Raw genomic sequence first — 18052 nt, 5'->3', positions numbered from 1 at the left:
TAGAAGGCAAATCTTCTCCTTTTTTTGGAACAACTTCTACTATTGCTAAACCATCACCTCTTTTGAGACAAGTTTGTAGAGAATCATTCAATCTTTCTTGTATTCCATCTCTTGCAATTAATCTATCAACTACTACCTCAATATTATGAATTTGATTTTTATCTAATTCAATACTATCAGCAAGTTCTCTTACCTCGCCGTTGATTCTTACCCTAGCAAATCCCTCAGCAGCTAGTCCACTTATTAATTTTATATGTGTCCCCTTCTTCCCTCTTACAACAGGAGCCAACAATTGGTATCTCGTACCTTCTGGCAATAGAAGAATTTGATCAACCATTTCATCAATTGTTTGAGGCGCAATTGGAATACCACAGTGATGACAATGGGGTTCGCCAGCGCGACCAAACAACAATCTAAGATAATCTTGTATCTCAGTTACTGTTCCAACTGTTGATCGTGGATTATGACTTGTAGATTTTTGATCAATTGAAATGGCAGGCGATAAGCCCTCAATATTATCAACATCTGGCTTATCTACTTGACCCAAAAATTGTCTTGCATATGCCGAAAGACTCTCAACGTATCTTCTTTGACCTTCAGCAAAAATTGTATCGAAAGCCAAAGAACTTTTACCACTTCCACTTACACCTGTAAAAACTATAAATTTATTTCTAGGTAGAGAAAGATCAATATTTTTTAAATTATGCTGTCTAGCACCCCTAATATTGATCGCATTATCTTTATTAACATTACTATCGATTTTTATAACCATGTTTAAATCTATTTTTGATTTAAATGATTATTATAGTGGAATTTTTTCTATTTTATGCAGCTGACCTTTCGAGCAGTCTAAAAGCGTAATCATTTGCTTCGCCAAAACCTCCCCCAATCAGTTCTATTAATTCGTGTTTTCTCTCTTTTTTTGTAGTTAATTTTGATATTGAAGTATAAGTTGTTCCATTAACTACATTTTTATACACTTTGAAATGAGCTAACCCACCTGCAGCTAAAAAAGGCTGATGTGTAATACATAACACTTGTTGACCTTTAGAAATTTGTTTAATTAGCTCAACCAAAGAAAATAAAGATTTACCACTTAAACCGTTATCAATTTCATCCAAGAAGAAAGTATTTGGTTTTTTAGAAATACTAGATTTAATAGCTAATAAGAATCTTGACATTTCTCCACCAGAAATAACGCTTGATAAAGGAGCAAGCTTCTGATCAGGATTAGCAGAAAACAAAAAATTTATATTATCAATTCCTTCTTGTGATGGATTACATTGAGAAAATTGAATTGAAAAATTTGCATTTTCTAAGCCTAGATTTCTTAGAATAGAGATTACTGAATTTTGTAACTGTTTAGCAATTTTTTTTCTTTCAGTAGATTGGATAGTAAAAAGAGAATTTAAATTACTTTGTAAGTTTTTAATTTGATCTTCCATACTACGAATCTCATTGTCTGTATTGTTTTGTAAGAAATATGTCTTTAATTGATTTCTCTTTTCTATGAGTTGAGGCAACTCCAATGAAAAAGTTCTCTCCAAATTTTTTAAAAAAAATAGTCTTTTTTGTATTTCTGGCAGATTAGATTCAGTATTTTCTACGTCTTGTATGTAAGAATTTAGAGCAAAAATTAAATCCTCCACATTAGATTGAATACATAACAATTGCTCTCTAAATTTTTGAATTTTTAAATCGAAATCTGCTGTTCTGTTTAAATTTTTTATTGATTGATTTATCAAAAACGCTACTGATGGCTGATCATGACAAGAATTATTTAAATTATCAAGAGAAGCTTGAATCGAATTATTTATTTCGAGATTATTTACAAGTTTGTTTTCCAATGACTCTAATTCTAAGATTTCTTCTTTGGAATTTATATTGGCTTCCTCTAAAATCTTTAACATCTCTTTAATTGCCAAATTATTTTCTTCTTTTTTCCTAGACAATTCAATTTTTTCTTTGATTAATCCTTTTAAAACCTTGCTTTCTGCCCAAATATTTTTTATTTTTGCACTAATATCCCTCAATTCTTGTGAGCATAAATCATCAATTATTAATCTTCTCTTATCTAGAGAATCAAACATAAAAGTATCTGATTGACATGCGAAATCTATTAACAATCGACCCAGCTCTTCTAGAAGTTGTTTTTTAATAGATAAATTATTGAGGCTATATTTGGATAATACTTTATTATTTTTTTTATACGATTTTCTTTTGACTTTTAATTCTGAAGAACAGCTTTCAAAACCCTTGCTAATTAACCAATTATTAATTTGAGAAGAAGAAGAAAATTTTGCTTCAATAGCACAATGATCTTTTCCTGGACGTATTAAGTGCTTTAAAGGTATATTAGTTCCACCGAATAAAACATTTAAAGCATCTAAAATCAGTGATTTTCCTGAACCTGAATCTCCAGTAATTATATTCAAACCTTTTTCGAAATTAATTTCTATAATTTCTATCAAGGCAACATTTTCTATTTTTAATTGTATTAACATGATAAATCTTCCATATAAAAAAATTAACCTCTTTTTTAAAAAAATAAAGGTTTTAAATATATAAAGTTATGAAAGAAGATTTTACTGATTTTATAGAACTATCTGGACTATTGCATTATGATCCAGATACAATTTCCAAAATTTACAAAAAAAATCCTAAGAGGCTTTTAAAGAGACTTTGGCAAACACTGATACCAATTTTTGCATATATCTTTTCAGTTGGATGGGATAAATTAACTGGAAGATTAAAAATTGAAACCCAAGCGAGATTTAGAGCCAGAGAATTAACTAATTTATTGGTAGAACTTGGGCCTGCATTTGTTAAAGCAGGTCAAGCTTTATCCACAAGACCAGATATTATTCCAGGAATTCTTCTCGAAGAGTTATCTGAATTGCAAGATCAATTACCAGGATTTGATGGTGATAAGGCTATGGAATTAATAGAGGAGGATTTAGGTTCCAAAATAGATGCAATTTTTTTAGAAATTGATAAAAAACCAATTTCTGCTGCATCTTTAGGTCAAGTACACAAAGCTAAACTAAAAAATGAAGAAGTTGTTGCGGTTAAAGTTCAACGACCAGGTTTAAGAGAACAAATAACTTTAGATCTTTACATAGTTAGAAATATTGCTTATTGGCTAAAAAACAATATTGGATTGATAAGAAGTGACCTTGTGGCATTGATTGATGAATTAGGCAAAAGGGTTTTTGAAGAAATGGATTATTTAAATGAAGCAAATAATGCTGAAAAATTTAGAACAATGCATGAGCATAATCAAATGATTGCCGTACCAAAAATTTATAAAGAAATAACTTCTCGAAGAGTATTAACTATGGAATGGATCGATGGAACCAAATTAACGAATTTAGAAGATGTAAAAAAATTAGGAATCGATCCAGACAAAATGATTGATATAGGAGTGCAGTGCAGTTTAGAACAACTTTTAGAACATGGTTTTTTTCACGCTGACCCTCATCCAGGCAATTTATTAGCTTTAGAAGATGGAAGATTATGCTATCTAGATTTTGGAATGATGAGTGAAGTTTCTAGAGACTCTAGGTCTGGCTTAATACAAGCAGTTGTGCATTTAGTAAATAAAAACTTCGATAAATTATCCCAAGATTTCGTAAAATTAGGATTTTTATCAGAAGAAGTTAATTTAGAACCAATAGTTCCAGCCTTTCAAGATGTTTTTATTAACGCTGTTGAACAAGGCGTTTCACAAATGGATTTCAAAAGCGTTACAGACGATATGTCTGGTGTCATGTATAAATTCCCTTTCAAATTACCTCCATATTACGCACTCATAATTAGGTCTTTACTTACATTAGAAGGAATTGCTTTAAGCGTAGATCCAAATTTTAAAATATTAGGAGCAGCTTATCCATACTTTGCCAGAAGATTGATGGAGGACCCTGATCCACAATTAAGAGAAAGCTTAAGAGAAATGCTTTTTGATAATAAGAAATTTAAGTGGGATCGCTTAGAAGATCTACTTTCTAACGCAGCAAAGCAGACAAACCTAAATTTAGAAAAGCTTTTAGATGAAGTAATAAATCTTCTTTTTTCTCCAAATGGAGGATTTCTGAGAAATGAAATAATTGAAGGATTAACAAATCAAATAGATTTACTTAGTCTCAAAATATTGAAAAATTTAAATAACTACCTTCCGAACTCGATTAAACTAAATATAACTGATGAAAATAACAGTTTAAATTACGTTGTAATGTATATAGAGCCATTAAGAAACTTTTTGGAGATTTTACAAAAAGTGCCAGGATACTCTATAGATATTTTTCTAAAAAGAGTGCCTCGACTTATAAATGAGCCTTATACAAAAGAAATGGGTATAAAAATTGCAAGAAAAGTAACGGAAAAGAGTATGGTTAGACTTGTAAAGATTGCAGCTGGTGCAAATATCTAAAATGAAGTTTCTAATAATAAAAACATTTTTTGTACTATTAAGTTCTCAATTACTTTTTAATACTTCACAAGCTAATGCTGCCGAAGAAATTAAAATTGTTTATGGCATATTTTCTAGAACAATTAAAGTAAATTCATTAAAAACATTTGCTAAAGAAGGTCCTGCAACAAGAAAATTAAGAAGGATTTTAAAAGCTACTGGGTCAAGTGACAAAAAAATCAGATCAGTATTGAATAAAGAATTTGAAATTCCTATTACAATTGCAAGCAAATTACTATATTCAGAAATAGGGAATATTTTTTTAACAAGACTTTCAAGTATTATTCACCCGCCTAGGGCAGATGATAAACGAACAGGAATGTTAGCACTTAGAGCAAGTGTAATTCAAGGGATAAACATTGGAAATGGAGAAATAAATCTGATAAAATTTTTTGAAGGATATCCAACTAAATCTGTCATTTTGGATGTCAACGCTTTGAGCAAAGTTATGAATAAAGTAGAATCAATTTCAGAATTATTGGAATTTTTTACAAATTCTCCACTAGAAAAAATTAAATCAGACTAAACAACTATGGTGCTATTAAATAAAATCAAAAATAAACTACGTATCAATTACAGAAAAAAAAGATGGCCAGGTCTAATTAACGCATACAAACAATACCTTCCAGTTACTGATAAAACCCCAATTGTTTCCCTAAATGAAGGAAATACCCCTTTAATTCTTAGTGACTCAATTAGCAAATTAATTGGAAATGGAACAAAAGTTTTTTTAAAATATGACGGTCTAAATCCCACAGGTTCTTTTAAAGATCGTGGAATGACTATGGCTATTAGCAAAGCAAAGGAAGAAGGCCGTGAAGCAGTAATCTGCGCAAGTACTGGCAACACCTCTGCTGCTGCTGCTGCTTATGCTTCTAGAGGAGGATTAAAACCTTATGTTTTGATCCCAGAAGGATTTATAGCCCAAGGAAAGCTTGCACAAGCTTTAATATATGGAGCTGAGATAATATCTATTGATGGTAACTTTGATAAAGCTCTTGAAATTGTAAGAGATTTATCTTCAGAACATCCAATAGAACTTGTTAATTCTGTTAACCCATATCGAATACAAGGACAAAAAACTGCGGCTTTTGAAATTGTTGATGACTTAGGTATTATCCCTGATTGGCTTTGTATTCCAATGGGCAATGCTGGAAATATAACTGCTTATTGGTTAGGTTTTAAAGAATATTCAAAAATAAAGAGAAATTTGAAACTACCAATTATGATGGGTTTTCAATCTGAAGGATCTGCTCCATTAGTACAAAATATAATAGTTCAAAATCCCGATACAATCGCAACTGCAATAAGAATTGGAAATCCGGTCAATAGAGAAAAAGCAAAACAAGTAAAAAAAGAGAGTAAAGGAGACTTTCAGTCAGTTACAGATGAAGAAATAATCAATGCTTATAAAATTCTTGCCAAAGAAGGAGTATTTTGTGAACCTGCTAGTGCAGCATCCGTAGCTGGATTAATTAAAAATAAAAATAGAATCCAGAAAGAATCTACTATTGTTTGTGTTCTTACTGGAAATGGTTTAAAAGACCCTGATTGCGCAATTAAAAATAATGATGCAATTTTTAGGAAAAATATTGAACCTTCTTTAAAAAATATTACTAAAATCTTAGGTTATTAAAATCCAAAAAAATTAGTGTCTGTGGAAATCAAATAAAAACAAAACTAATTTGTTGAAAAACATATAAAAATTAATTCAATTTGTTGAATATTTTTTTGTATATTCAAAATATTTAAAATTATTCAACAAGTAAAAAGTTTTTTCCACTTTGTTAAATCTTCAGAAACAAAGTAAGAAACAGTTTTTAATTAAAAATTCCACAATTTACACAAGAACTACTACTATTATATTTTTTATTTTATTATTATTTATTATTAGAAAACAGAATAAAGATTAATTTATTGAATTTAATTTATTAAAAAAGTATATTGAGTGTGTAAAAAAGTTCCAAATTCCGATGGAGATTATTTGTAATCAAAATGAGTTAAATAATGCTATTCAATTAGTAAGCAAAGCAGTTTCTTTAAGACCAACTCATCCAATTCTTGCAAATATACTTTTAACAGCTGATCAAGGGACAAATAAAATTAGCTTGACAGGATTTGATCTGAATTTAGGAATTCAAACTTCTTTCGATGGAACTGTTAAAAATAGTGGAGCTATTACGATACCTTCAAAAATTTTATCTGAGATTGTAAACAAATTACCTAATGAAAGTCCTGTCTCTTTAGATGTTGATGAAAATTCAGATAATATTTTAATTAAAAGTGATAGAGGCTCTTTTAATCTTAAAGGGATACCCTCTGATGATTATCCTAATTTGCCATTTGTTGAAAGTGGAACTTCCTTAAATATCAACCCTAGTTCTTTTTTAAAAGCTTTAAAATCAACTATTTTTGCTACTGGTAATGATGACTCAAAGCAATTACTTACAGGAGTCAATTTTACTTTTAAACAAAATTATTTAGAGTCTGCTTCTACAGATGGTCATAGATTGGCAGTTAATTTAATTGGTGACGAAAAACATAGCCAAAATAAAGATAACTTATCTTCCAATGAAGAGGATTTATCAGTAACTATTCCAACAAGATCATTAAGAGAAATTGAAAAGTTAGTGTCCTTAAAAAGCTCAGAAAGTTCAATAAAACTTTTCTATGACAAAGGTCAGGTTGTTTTTATTTCTTCTAATCAAATAATTACAACCAGAACTCTTGAAGGTACCTATCCGAATTATTCACAATTGATTCCTGATACATTTTCAAAGACTTTTAATTTCAATACAAAACAATTGATTGATGCATTAGAAAGAATTGCTGTTGTAGCTGATCAGCAGAGTAGTGTTGTCAAGATGAAATTGGATAATACAGATTTAGCTTCAATAAGTGCAGATGCACAAGATATTGGAAACGCAAATGAATCAATACCTGTTTCCTACTCTGGAGAGGATTTTGATATTGCATTTAATGTCAGATACCTTTTAGAAGGTTTAAAAGTTATTAATTCTGAAAATGTATTATTAAAGTGTAATCTCTCAACTACTCCAGCTGTTTTTGTACCAGAAGATAATCTTAATTCTTTTACGTATTTAGTAATGCCAATTCAGGTTCGTTCTTAATTTGAAATTACCTAAAGAAATTTTGTTAAGCCAATTACTTACTTACAATGTTAAGGGTAATATTTCCCTTAATTACGGGAATGGTGAAAATGTTTGGATGCATCCTCCTGTTCACAGAATTTTAGGATGGTACACCCGTCCTTCTAATTTCGACTTACAAAGAAATGTTTGGCGATTAAATCAAATCAGTCAAATAATAGATAATGAAATTTATGTAAAAGGTGATCCAGCGATTTCTGATTTAGGAACTTTAAATAGGTTTCCAACTTTAATTCAAGCCAATCTTATAAATATAAATGGCTCAAAAATAGGAGTTATTGCAGATTTCTTATTTGACATGAAAACGGGCAGAATTAAATATTATTTAGTTTCTCGATCGAATCCTAATATTCCAGGTTCTAGTAGGTGGAAGTTAGAGATTGAAAATATAAATGACCAACAGCCTGGTTTAGTATTTTGTGAAAGCAATTCTTTAGATGATTTATCCTTAATAAAATCAAGTCTTAAGAATGAATTCTTACAAAAAGGAAAAAAAATTATTGGTAGATTTGATGATATGAAAAATATTGCTTCTAATAGATTAGAGCATTGGCTTGAAGAAGATGAAGATATAAACCAAAACTTAGATTTTGAACAAAAAAGTTTTTATAATGATGAGAGAAAATCAATATCTTTTAGAGATAAAAATGAAGATGACCCTTGGATCTAAAGAATGATAAATTTAGGAAATAATGATCTATATGATCTGAATGAAGCACTAAAAGTTGAAAATTTAACAATTAACGATTACGAGGAAATTTGTAAAAGATTAAAGAGAAAGCCAAATAGAACTGAACTAGGAATGTTTGGTGTTATGTGGTCAGAACATTGTTGTTACAGAAATTCAAAACCATTATTATCCAAGTTTCCCACTAAAGGGAAAAATGTATTGGTAGGACCTGGAGAAAATGCAGGCGTTATAGATGTTGGAAATAATCAAAAACTTGTTTTCAAAATTGAAAGTCATAATCATCCTTCTGCAATTGAACCTTTTCAAGGAGCAGCAACAGGCGTAGGAGGAATATTAAGAGATATTTTTACAATGGGAGCAAGGCCTATTGCAGTATTGAATTCGTTGAGATTCGGAAATCTTAATAAACCATCAAATGTTGAGTTACTTCGAGGTGTCGTCTCCGGTATTGCACATTATGGTAATTGTGTAGGTGTTCCTACTGTTGGAGGTGAAATTGACTTTGATGATAGTTATTCTGGAAATCCGCTAGTCAATGTTATGGCCTTAGGACTCTTAGAAACTCATGATATTGTTTGTTCTGGAGCTAAAAATGTAGGATCACCAGTATTATATGTTGGTAATACTACTGGCAGAGATGGCGTTGGTGGTGCAAGTTTTGCAAGTTCAGAATTGACTGCTACATCATTAGATGACAGACCTGCAGTTCAAGTAGGTGATCCATTTATTGAGAAAAGTCTTATAGAAGCCTGTTTAGATGCTTTTAAGACAGGAGATGTAATTGCAGCTCAAGATATGGGTGCAGCAGGTTTAACGTGCAGTAGTGCAGAAATGGCTGCTAATGGGAATTTAGGTATATCTATTAATTTAGATTTGGTACCTTCTAGAGAAGTTAATATGTCTCCATATCAATACTTATTATCTGAATCGCAAGAGAGAATGTTATTTGTCGTAAAGGAAGAAAAAATTAATAGCCTTATTCAAAAATTTAATAAGTGGGGATTATATGCAAAAGTAATTGGTGAAGTAATAGATACTAATGAGGTGATTGTTTCTCATAAAAGTAAAATTGTTGCTCAAATCCCTACTTCCGCTTTATCTCATGATACCCCTGTCAATGTTCATGATGTGATTAATAATCCACCTGATTATTTGTTAAAGAAATGGGAATGGAAAGAAAATAATTTACCAGAAATTAATGATCAAAAAATATTTTCATTGATGGATAATAAGAGTTTTTCTTATTCCCAAGTCATTTTAAAGCTTCTCTCTAATCCCTCAATAGCTTCAAAACAATGGATTTATAAACAATATGATTCTCAAGTACAGGCTAATACAGTTTTTAAACCTGGGGATTCAGATGCAGCTGTAATAAGATTAAGAGAACAAAGTGAAAAAAATATAAATAAAATATTCGCAGGTGTTGCTGTTTCGGTGGATTGTAATAGCAGATGGGTTTCTCTTGATCCTTTTAGAGGATCTATCGCTGCAGTTGCAGAATCTGCAAGAAATGTTAGTTGTGTTGGAGCTGAACCAATAGCAATTACAAATAATTTAAATTTTTCTTCCCCTGATACTGAAATAGGATATTGGCAACTTTCCTCTTCATGTAATGGAATTTCTGAAGCCTGTAAAGCCTTAGAAACTCCAGTAACAGGAGGAAATGTTTCGTTATACAATGAATCAAAAAATAAAGATAATGAAATTACTCCTATTAACCCCACTCCAGTCATTGGAATGGTTGGGAAGATAGATAATGTTGAAAAAGCAATAAATAGTGAATGGAAAAATATTAATGATCAAATATGGTTAATTGGCTCTCATAAATCGGAAATAACAATTTCAGCTAGTTCCTATTTGGAATATTTTCATGGAGAGATTACAGGTCGTCCTCCAAAAATAGATTTGTTTGATGAAAAGTTTTGTCAGAGTTTTTTAAGAAATGCGATTTTAAAAAGTTTTGTTATTTCGTCTCATGATATTAGTGATGGAGGTTTAGCTATAGCTATAGCAGAATGTTGTATTTTGTCTTCTAAAGGGGCAACTATAGAATTGAAGAATCATAATAATAGAAATGATAATTTGTTGTTTGCAGAAGGAGGTTCTAGGATTGTTTTTTCGATAGATAAAATGAAAGAGAAAGAATGGCTTAATTATCTAAAAAAAATTCCATTAAATTTTCAATCAAGTGTATATGTTAAAAAAATCGGATATGTATCGGGTGATAGTCTCAAGATTAAAATTGAAGATAAAAATATTTGCAATATTAGGGTTGAGGAATTAACCGAAAAATTTAATAATAGTATTTCAGGTCACTTTTAAATATGAAAAAAATTTCTCAACTATTAAAATTTTTAAGAAATTAAATTATGTGTGGCATAGTTGGAATCGTTTCTTCAGATGATGTAAATCAACAAATTTATGATAGTCTTTTGCTTCTGCAGCATAGAGGACAAGACTCAACGGGGATAGCAACAATGGAAAATACTATTTTCCATATACATAAAGCTCAAGGTCAGGTTAATACTGCTTATAGAACCAGAGATATGAGGAATTTAATCGGTAAAATTGGATTAGGTCATGTTAGGTATGCCACAAAGGGATCAGCAGAAAGTGTAGAGGAGGCTCAGCCTTTTTATGTTAATGCTCCTTATGGAATTGTTTTGATACATAATGGTAATTTGACTAATACTAGAGATCTAGAAAAACAATTATTTAATATTGATAAGCGGCATACAAATTCTTCAAGTGATACTGAAATGTTATTAAATGTATTTGCGACAGAATTGCAAGAAAAAATTCATAATCAAGAATTAGAACCTGATATTATATTTGATGCTGTTAAATCTTTACATAAAAGAATTCAGGGATCATATGCTTCAATTGCATTAATTTCAGGACATGGTTTATTAGCCTTTAGAGATCCCTATGGTATTAGACCTTTAGTTATAGGAAAAAGATTTTCCTCAACTACAAGAAAAGAAGAATGGATGATTGCTAGCGAATCTTTAGTGCTTGAAAATAACGATTATCAAGTAGTGAGAGATGTAGATCCTGGAGAAGCTATTTTTATAAATCTTAATGGCGATTTTTTTTCTAAGCAATGTTCTGATAATCCAATTTTATGTCCTTGTGCTTTTGAATATGTATATTTAGCTAGGCCAGATTCAATTATGAATGGAATTTCAGTTTATAAAGCTCGTTTAAAAATGGGGGATTATTTGTCTGAAACAATTAAAAAAACAATTAATTCTGGAGATGTTGATGTTGTAATGCCCATACCTGATTCTTCTCGACCTGCAGCTATGCAAGTTGCAAGACAGCTAGGCATAGAATACAGAGAAGGTTTTTTTAAAAATAGATATGTCGGAAGAACATTCATAATGCCAGGGCAGCAGAGACGTAAGAAATCTGTAAGACAAAAATTAAATGCTATGAGTGCAGAGTTTAAAAATAAAAATGTATTAATAGTTGATGACTCGATAGTAAGAGGTACTACTTCAAAAGAAATTGTCCAAATGGCTAAAGATGCAGGAGCAAATAAAGTTTTTTTTACATCAGCTGCACCTCCTGTTCGTTTTCCTCATGTTTATGGCATTAATATGCCTAATAGAGATGAGTTAATAGCTCACGATAAAACAATAAGTCAAATTGCTTATCAACTTAAAATTGATAATCTCGTTTATCAAAGTGTTGAAAATTTACGTAAATCTATAATAAGTGATTCTTCCATTGAAGATTTGGAGATGAGTTGTTTTACCGGTTCTTACGTAACAGGAGCAGTAAATCAAGAGTACTTAAGCTGGGTTGAGAATGAATATAAATCTTAGTTTAGAAAGTTTTTAAGTCGAAAACAATTTTCAATATGTTCGTCTTTATCTAGTTTCAAAAAGTCAACTAGAAAATTTGTTTTATTAGATTTGAAATTTAATTTATCAAATTCTAATCTAGCAGATTTATTTTTATTAGTTTCAATATCAAGGTAATGTTTACTTGGCAAAATCTTGAGGAAGTAATCATTTTTAACTTGAGTTTTTTCATTTAAATATCCCAAACTGTATTTATTCGCGTTATGAATTTCATTGCTATTTATACAAAAGATTTTTCCTTGCTTAGAAACTAAATAAATTTTTTCTTCATTTTGATATGGACAACAAGAAACAATCTTTTCCTTTGGTAAAAGTTTCACAAGCATTACTCCTTGAGATTGTTTACTAGTTGGTACTAAAAATTTATTTGCTAAATTAAATTTAAAAATTCTTCCTATAGAAGTTAATATTATTAAATTTTTTTCTTCATTAGAAATAAATGAATCAATTGTTTTAATATTAGTTTTTAATTTTGTGATTGAGAAAGATCTATTACTCTTAATCATATCTTCATCAAATAAAACTTTTTTAAATCTTCCATCTGAATTCAAGATGCATAAATAATTTGTAATTCTTTTTTTAATTGCATGAAAATTTATTATTTCATTTGGATCAATATTTCCAAGGCTTTTATTATCTAACTTATAGTCGTTATTAATATTTGGCTCCCAATCAATGTGAAAAACTTTTCCGGTATAAGTAATTCCAATTATCTTTAGATTTTTATCGATGTTACAAATGAATTTTTGAATATTTTTATTTTCAATAACTTTATTTACTTCTTCAAATGATTTTTTATAACTATTAAAAATCATTTTCCTTAAATATAGTCTATTGTCTATACATAATTTAGTTTTTTTATTTATAAATTCTTCTAATATCTGATTATTAATTGTTTCTAATTCTTCATTCTCATCTATATTTTTAAGTAGTTTTGTTTTTCTTTTGACATTATATTTTTTCTTTAATATTAATAATTCTTCAATTAATAATGCAAGTAATAATTTCCTTTCATTTAGTAGCTTTTGATAATAATCTTTTTTTTCTCCTAATTTTTTAATATCAAAATATATTTGATTTCTTTCCAGATTCGTTAATTTTTTTAAGGGCATATCCAAAACTGAATTTGCTTGTTTTTCACTTAAATCAAAATTATCAATTAATTTTGATTTAGCTTCTGCAGAATTTTCTGATTCTTCAATAATCTCAATAATTTGTTTAATGTGTTTTGTTGCTTTGGATAAACCTTCTAAAATTTCTAGTTTTTCAAGAGTGTTTTTTAGAAAGTAATTAGTTCTTTTTCTAATTGTTTCTTCTCGAAATTCAAGAAAATAGTTGAGATATTGCTTTAAGTTTAGTTGAATAGGTTTACCTTTAATTAAAGCTAAAAAAATGGCTCCAAAGTTGGTTTGAAGAGTTGTTTTTTTATATAAATTTGAAATTACAAGTTCAGTATTAGAATCCTTTTTTAATTCTATTACAATTCTCATTCCATCTCTATCGCTTTCATCTCTAATATCTGAGATCCCAATGATTTTGCCTGAATTAACAAGTTCTGCCAGTTTTTCAATCCAACCTGCCTTACTGATTTGATAAGGAAGTTCTGTAACTATTAATGCATTTCTTTTATGTTTTCCTTTGCCTAAATTTATTTCTTCCGTCGTTATGACGCCTCTTGTTGTTATTGATCCCTTTCCTGTTTCATAAAGTTCTTCTATTGCTCGACTATATATTAATTCTCCACCTGTAGGAAAATCTGGTCCTTTAATAATGTTAGAAAGTTTCTTATAACTTATATCTTTATTCTCTATTAAAGCAATTAAACCATCTACTATCTCCCCTAGGTTATGCGGGGGAATGTTTGTTGCCATACCAACCGCAATTCCTGATGATCCATTCAATAATAAAAATGGAAGTTGAGCTGGAAGAACTTCTGGTTCTTTTTGTGAACCATCAAAGTTATTTAAGAAATTTACTGTTTCTGATCCAATCTCTTCAAGAAATCCTGTGTGAGCTATCGGAGCTAATCTTGTCTCTGTGTACCTCATGGCTGCTGGTGGATCATTATCTACAGATCCAAAATTTCCATGGCCGTCTAGAGTAGGATATTTAGTTGAAAAATTTTGTACTAACCTTACTAACGCATCATATACTGCCTGATCTCCATGAGGATGGTACTTGCCAAGTACATCTCCAACAACCCTCGCACACTTTCTAAAAGGCCTATCCGGCGTTAATCCTAATTCGTACATTGCAAATAGTATCCTTCTCTGCACAGGCTTGAGGCCGTCTCTTGCATCTGGAAGAGCACGACCAACTATTACGCTCATTGCATACTCCAAATAAGAGCGTTGCATTTCTTCTTGGAGAGAGATAGAAGTGAATTTTTTCTTATCCATCAGAGCGTAAAATTAAATATGAATTGATTAACTAAATTAAGACTAATAGGTAAACAAACATTTACCAGTATTCCAAATTAAGAAGATGCATTTATTTTCGATTTTGCCAATATTACATCTCTTTGAAGTTGATCATTTTTTAAAAGGATTTCTGTTGAGGTTTGTAATTTTTCTCCCCACAACTGTTCTTTTCTATAATCATAGTTAGCATAGTTAGGATCTTTTGCTAAAGCTTTTTTTGCGAGTTGAATCGATAATTTAATATCTTTCATTCTTAAACATGAAGCAAGTCCTAGTAATGGTTCTGCATTCTCTTGAATTGAGATTGCTTCTTCAAAAAGTTTAATAGATAAATTGACATTATTCATCTCGAAATATGCTAAACCTTTATTATTTATTGCTTGCCAGAAATTAGGTTTAATTTTTACAGATTTAGAAAAGAACTTGATAGCTCTAGAGTAATTTTTTTCCATTAATAAAATATTTCCTAACTGAAAAATAGCTTTATGGTTATTTGGTTCAATCTTTAATCCAGTTTCTAAAGCAGTTTTTGCTTTTTGTAATTGTGAAATTTTTAAATAAACATTACTTTTAGCAAAGTATATTTCGCTAATATTTGGATTTATATTTTGAGCTTTTATTAGTGAATTTAATGCGTTTTTGTATAACTTGTTAGCTACCTGTGCTTCAGACAAAATTAACCATAGTTTTTCATTTTTATTGTTTATTTTCGTAGCTAATTTTGCCAAGTTAAGACTTTGTTTATATTGTCCAAAATATAAAAGTTGATATGCATTTTTTCCTATAGATAAACTTTCTGTTTGTAAATATTTGATTGTTGGGAAATAATAATATGGAACTAATGATTGCACTTGTTCCACTTTGAAAAAGTAGAAACTTATCAAAGAGAAGCAAATTATATTTTTTAAAATTTTTTTCATATATTTGTTGGGTTACTCGCAAGAGTTGCTTTTATATTTCTTCTCCACATCCATGGTTTAATTCTTTTTAATGTTGTTCCTTGAAGATTTTCTTCCCAAGTTTTGTCATCCCAGTCTAATGAATCAATATTTAGATTGTTAATCCATTTTTTTGGTTTAGTTTCAAAAGTATTGTTATGAGGCACTGATTTATTCCAAGGGCATATATCTTGGCAAATATCACATCCTGCAATCCATCCATTTAAATTTTCTTTTATTTTTTTTGGAATAGTTTCTTCTCTATTCTCTATGGTGTGATATGCAATACATAAGTCTGATTGTATTACAAAGGGTTCTACTATTGCTTTTGTGGGACACTGTTCAATACATTTATCACATTTTCCGCAAAGTGATTGATGAGGTTTGTCTGGTACTAGATCTTTTGTAAGTATCATAAAACCTAAAGTAAACCAAGAACCATTTTTTGTGCTTATTAAATTGCTATTTTTACCTATCCATCCAAGCCCTGATTCTTCAGCCCATGCTTTTTCAAGAAGTGGTGAAGTGTCTACACATATTTTCCATTTGCAATCTGGAATTTCTAGGTTAATCCATTTACCAATATTCTTTAATTTTTTATAAATTACTTTATGGTAATCTTCTCCTTGACCAAATTTTCCTACCTTGAAGATTTTATCTTTATTGTTGTTTTGTGAACTAATATAAGTAAATCCAACACTGAGAACACTTTTTGCTCCATCAAGAAGTGAGCCAATGTTTTTTCTCCTTTCTGCTTCCATCCATTTCATGTCACTATGGTGATTATTGGATAACCATCTGTCTAATGCCTTAGTTCTTAATTTTAAGCGTGGACTCCCTGGAATTGCAGCAATTCCAGATATTGCAAACCCTTCAATAATTGCCCTTTCTTTTAATTTTTTACTTACGTCTTTTTTTTCTTGGATAGTATTGGTCATTTCTTTATTATGTATAGGATTTTATTTAAAAGTTATTTTTTGGCGAGTAAACTAATAAATAATTTAAATTTATTAAATAAAAATATATCCTAATGAAGTAAAAACAGTTAAATTATTAGTAAAGTTAAACTAGTTAAAAACGTCGTTTTGGTTGATTCTAATCAAAATCAAGATTCGAACCTAGGATCTAGGCTTCAAAAGGATCTAAAAAATGATCTTATAGCTGGGTTGTTGGTTGTAATACCTTTAGCCACAACTATTTGGTTGTCATCATTAGTCAGTAAATTTGTTTTAACATTAGTTACTTCTGTTCCTAAGCAACTAAATCCTTTTATTACTTTAAATCCTTTATTACAAGATCTCATTAATCTTACTTTAGGTTTAACTGTTCCTTTGCTAGCTATTCTGCTCATAGGCTTAATGGCGAGGAATTTTGTAGGAAGATGGTTATTAGAATTCGGAGAAGGTACACTATCAAAAATTCCTGTAGCAGGAGCAGTTTATAAAACTCTTAAACAATTGCTTGAGACTTTTTTAAGTAATAAGTCTAATCGATTTAGAAGAGTTGTTTTAGTTGAATATCCTAGAGAGGGTCTATATAGTGTAGGTTTTGTGACTGGAGATGTTGGCCCCTCTCTTCAGCCAGAATTGGAAGAAAAGTTGCTAAGTGTTTTTATCCCTACAGCACCAAACCCCACTACTGGGTGGTACACATTGGTTCCTGAGGCCTCTGTTAAGGACTTAAATATTTCTGTTGAAGATGCTTTTAGAACAATAATTTCGGCTGGGATAGTTAATCCTGACGAGAAAAATAATACTACAAATCCAACATTTTCAAAATTATTTTCTCAACTACGTGCATCCACTAATACTTCTTCCTAATTGATGCATAATAATAGATCCCTTTCTAGAGAATTATCTTTAATTTCTTTAGGATTGATAAAAGATAAAGGTAATTTCAAATTGAATAAACTTCAGATAGAAGAGATTTTTGAATCCGCGTTGGATTCTCTTATAGACCATTGCAGAGATGAATTGGATAGTTGCGAATTAGAGTTGGAAAATGCATCACAAAAAATATTAGATAGTGAATTGCAAGAAGGTGTTGAGTCGTCTTTTGCAAATGTTAGAGAAGTGTTAAAAAAATCTCTAAAAAAGATTGAAATTGTAATGAATACGCTTTCTTTAACTTTAGACTTTCCAAAATTAATAGTATCTAGCGGACAAATTGATATTAGAGAAGATGTCACTCTTAGGATTAGTAATATAATGAATAATCTTTCAAGTATTGATTCTGATATTGATCAAGTAATGGATGGCTGGAGATTAAAAAGGTTACCAAGAGTTGATCGAGATATTTTGCGTTTAGCCTACGTAGATATTAATTTTTTACGTACACCTGTTGCTGTTGCGTGTGATGAGGCCGTCACTTTAGCTAATAAATATAGTGATATTCAAGGAAGAAAATTTATTAATGGAGTTTTAAGAAGATTACAAACAGTAAAATTGCAATGATTATTTGATATACATCAATAATCTTTTAAAATTGATAATGTAA

At 29.9% G+C, this 18052-nt stretch carries 13 protein-coding genes and 1 pseudogene; 9 read left to right on the top strand and 5 right to left on the bottom strand.

Translation table 11 applies throughout. From position 1 onward, the window contains the following. Window positions 1-772: pseudogene (locus tag EU92_RS0109335) on the bottom strand (excinuclease ABC subunit UvrA); the annotation flags it as partial. Between the two features lie 52 nt (window positions 773-824). Then, on the bottom strand, window positions 825-2504 hold the full coding sequence (locus EU92_RS00055) for an AAA family ATPase (RefSeq protein ID WP_032513224.1): 1680 nt from the start codon (window positions 2502-2504) through the stop codon (window positions 825-827). A gap of 68 nt (window positions 2505-2572) precedes the next feature. On the opposite strand from EU92_RS00055, the gene EU92_RS00060 reads away from it, so the two are divergent. The 7 genes from EU92_RS00060 (at window position 2573) to purF (ending at window position 12159) form a co-directional block, all read left to right on the top strand. Continuing rightward, complete coding sequence (locus EU92_RS00060) at window positions 2573-4429, top strand: ABC1 kinase family protein (RefSeq protein WP_032513225.1); 1857 nt, start codon at window positions 2573-2575, stop codon at window positions 4427-4429. A 1-nt stretch (window position 4430) separates the two neighbouring features. After that, window positions 4431-4994, top strand: coding sequence for an alpha/beta hydrolase (locus EU92_RS00065; RefSeq protein ID WP_032513226.1), 564 nt, complete (start codon window positions 4431-4433; stop codon window positions 4992-4994). Window positions 4995-5000: 6 nt separating this feature from the next. Continuing rightward, on the top strand, window positions 5001-6104 hold the full coding sequence (gene thrC, locus EU92_RS00070; protein ID WP_032513227.1) for a threonine synthase: 1104 nt from the start codon (window positions 5001-5003) through the stop codon (window positions 6102-6104). Window positions 6105-6441: 337 nt separating this feature from the next. Next, the gene (gene dnaN / locus EU92_RS00075) at window positions 6442-7599 is read left to right on the top strand and encodes a DNA polymerase III subunit beta (RefSeq protein ID WP_032513228.1); all 1158 of its coding nucleotides are present in this window, start codon (window positions 6442-6444) and stop codon (window positions 7597-7599) included. Window position 7600: 1 nt separating this feature from the next. Beyond that, window positions 7601-8308, top strand: a complete 708-nt coding sequence (locus EU92_RS00080; RefSeq protein WP_032513229.1) for a PRC-barrel domain-containing protein — start codon at window positions 7601-7603, stop codon at window positions 8306-8308. 3 nt (window positions 8309-8311) lie between these two features. Then, entirely contained in the window at window positions 8312-10651 is a 2340-nt protein-coding gene (gene purL / locus EU92_RS00085; protein ID WP_032513230.1) for a phosphoribosylformylglycinamidine synthase subunit PurL, read from the top strand. Between the two features lie 47 nt (window positions 10652-10698). Then, window positions 10699-12159: an amidophosphoribosyltransferase gene (gene purF, locus EU92_RS00090; RefSeq protein WP_032513231.1), complete on the top strand. Its 1461-nt coding sequence runs from the start codon at window positions 10699-10701 to the stop codon at window positions 12157-12159. Here purF and EU92_RS00095 read toward each other — a convergent pair. The 3 genes from EU92_RS00095 to queG form a co-directional block, all read right to left on the bottom strand. Beyond that, window positions 12156-14597 (bottom strand): DNA gyrase/topoisomerase IV subunit A, encoded by a 2442-nt coding sequence (locus EU92_RS00095; protein ID WP_032513232.1) that lies wholly within the window; start codon window positions 14595-14597, stop codon window positions 12156-12158. The genes purF and EU92_RS00095 overlap by 4 nt on opposite strands. Window positions 14598-14674: 77 nt before the next feature. Next, window positions 14675-15538 carry a tetratricopeptide repeat protein gene (locus EU92_RS00100; protein ID WP_032513233.1) on the bottom strand — a complete coding sequence of 288 codons (864 nt, stop codon included), beginning with the start codon at window positions 15536-15538 and terminating at the stop codon, window positions 14675-14677. Beyond that, a complete protein-coding gene (gene queG / locus EU92_RS00105) occupies window positions 15535-16494 on the bottom strand; it encodes a tRNA epoxyqueuosine(34) reductase QueG (RefSeq protein WP_032513234.1) in 960 nt (319 codons plus the stop codon). Before queG ends, EU92_RS00100 begins: the two co-directional genes overlap by 4 nt. Window positions 16495-16641: 147 nt before the next feature. On the opposite strand from queG, the gene EU92_RS00110 reads away from it, so the two are divergent. Together EU92_RS00110 and nusB are read left to right on the top strand one after the other, a co-directional pair. Further along, a complete protein-coding gene (locus EU92_RS00110) occupies window positions 16642-17376 on the top strand; it encodes a DUF502 domain-containing protein (RefSeq protein WP_032513235.1) in 735 nt (244 codons plus the stop codon). A 3-nt stretch (window positions 17377-17379) separates the two neighbouring features. Further along, the gene (nusB, locus tag EU92_RS00115) at window positions 17380-18009 is read left to right on the top strand and encodes a transcription antitermination factor NusB (protein ID WP_032513246.1); all 630 of its coding nucleotides are present in this window, start codon (window positions 17380-17382) and stop codon (window positions 18007-18009) included. Window positions 18010-18052 lie beyond the last annotated feature (43 nt).

It is taken from the genome of Prochlorococcus marinus str. MIT 9107, assembly GCF_000759855.1.
In the GTDB taxonomy this organism is placed as follows: domain Bacteria; phylum Cyanobacteriota; class Cyanobacteriia; order PCC-6307; family Cyanobiaceae; genus Prochlorococcus_A; species Prochlorococcus_A marinus_N.
This window is presented reverse-complemented; position numbering and strand designations above follow the sequence as displayed.

What these genes read in the sequence shown, in the direction of transcription:
- EU92_RS00055 (WP_032513224.1), bottom strand. Translation starts at nt 2,504, where the DNA reads ATGTTAATACAATTAAAAATAGAAAATGTTGCCTTGATAGAAATTATA.
- EU92_RS00060 (WP_032513225.1), top strand. Translation starts at nt 2,573, where the DNA reads ATGAAAGAAGATTTTACTGATTTTATAGAACTATCTGGACTATTGCAT.
- EU92_RS00065 (WP_032513226.1), top strand. Translation starts at nt 4,431, where the DNA reads ATGAAGTTTCTAATAATAAAAACATTTTTTGTACTATTAAGTTCTCAA.
- thrC (WP_032513227.1), top strand. Translation starts at nt 5,001, where the DNA reads ATGGTGCTATTAAATAAAATCAAAAATAAACTACGTATCAATTACAGA.
- dnaN (WP_032513228.1), top strand. Translation starts at nt 6,442, where the DNA reads ATGGAGATTATTTGTAATCAAAATGAGTTAAATAATGCTATTCAATTA.
- purL (WP_032513230.1), top strand. Translation starts at nt 8,312, where the DNA reads ATGATAAATTTAGGAAATAATGATCTATATGATCTGAATGAAGCACTA.
- purF (WP_032513231.1), top strand. Translation starts at nt 10,699, where the DNA reads ATGTGTGGCATAGTTGGAATCGTTTCTTCAGATGATGTAAATCAACAA.
- EU92_RS00095 (WP_032513232.1), bottom strand. Translation starts at nt 14,597, where the DNA reads ATGGATAAGAAAAAATTCACTTCTATCTCTCTCCAAGAAGAAATGCAA.
- EU92_RS00100 (WP_032513233.1), bottom strand. Translation starts at nt 15,538, where the DNA reads ATGAAAAAAATTTTAAAAAATATAATTTGCTTCTCTTTGATAAGTTTC.
- queG (WP_032513234.1), bottom strand. Translation starts at nt 16,494, where the DNA reads ATGACCAATACTATCCAAGAAAAAAAAGACGTAAGTAAAAAATTAAAA.
- nusB (WP_032513246.1), top strand. Translation starts at nt 17,380, where the DNA reads ATGCATAATAATAGATCCCTTTCTAGAGAATTATCTTTAATTTCTTTA.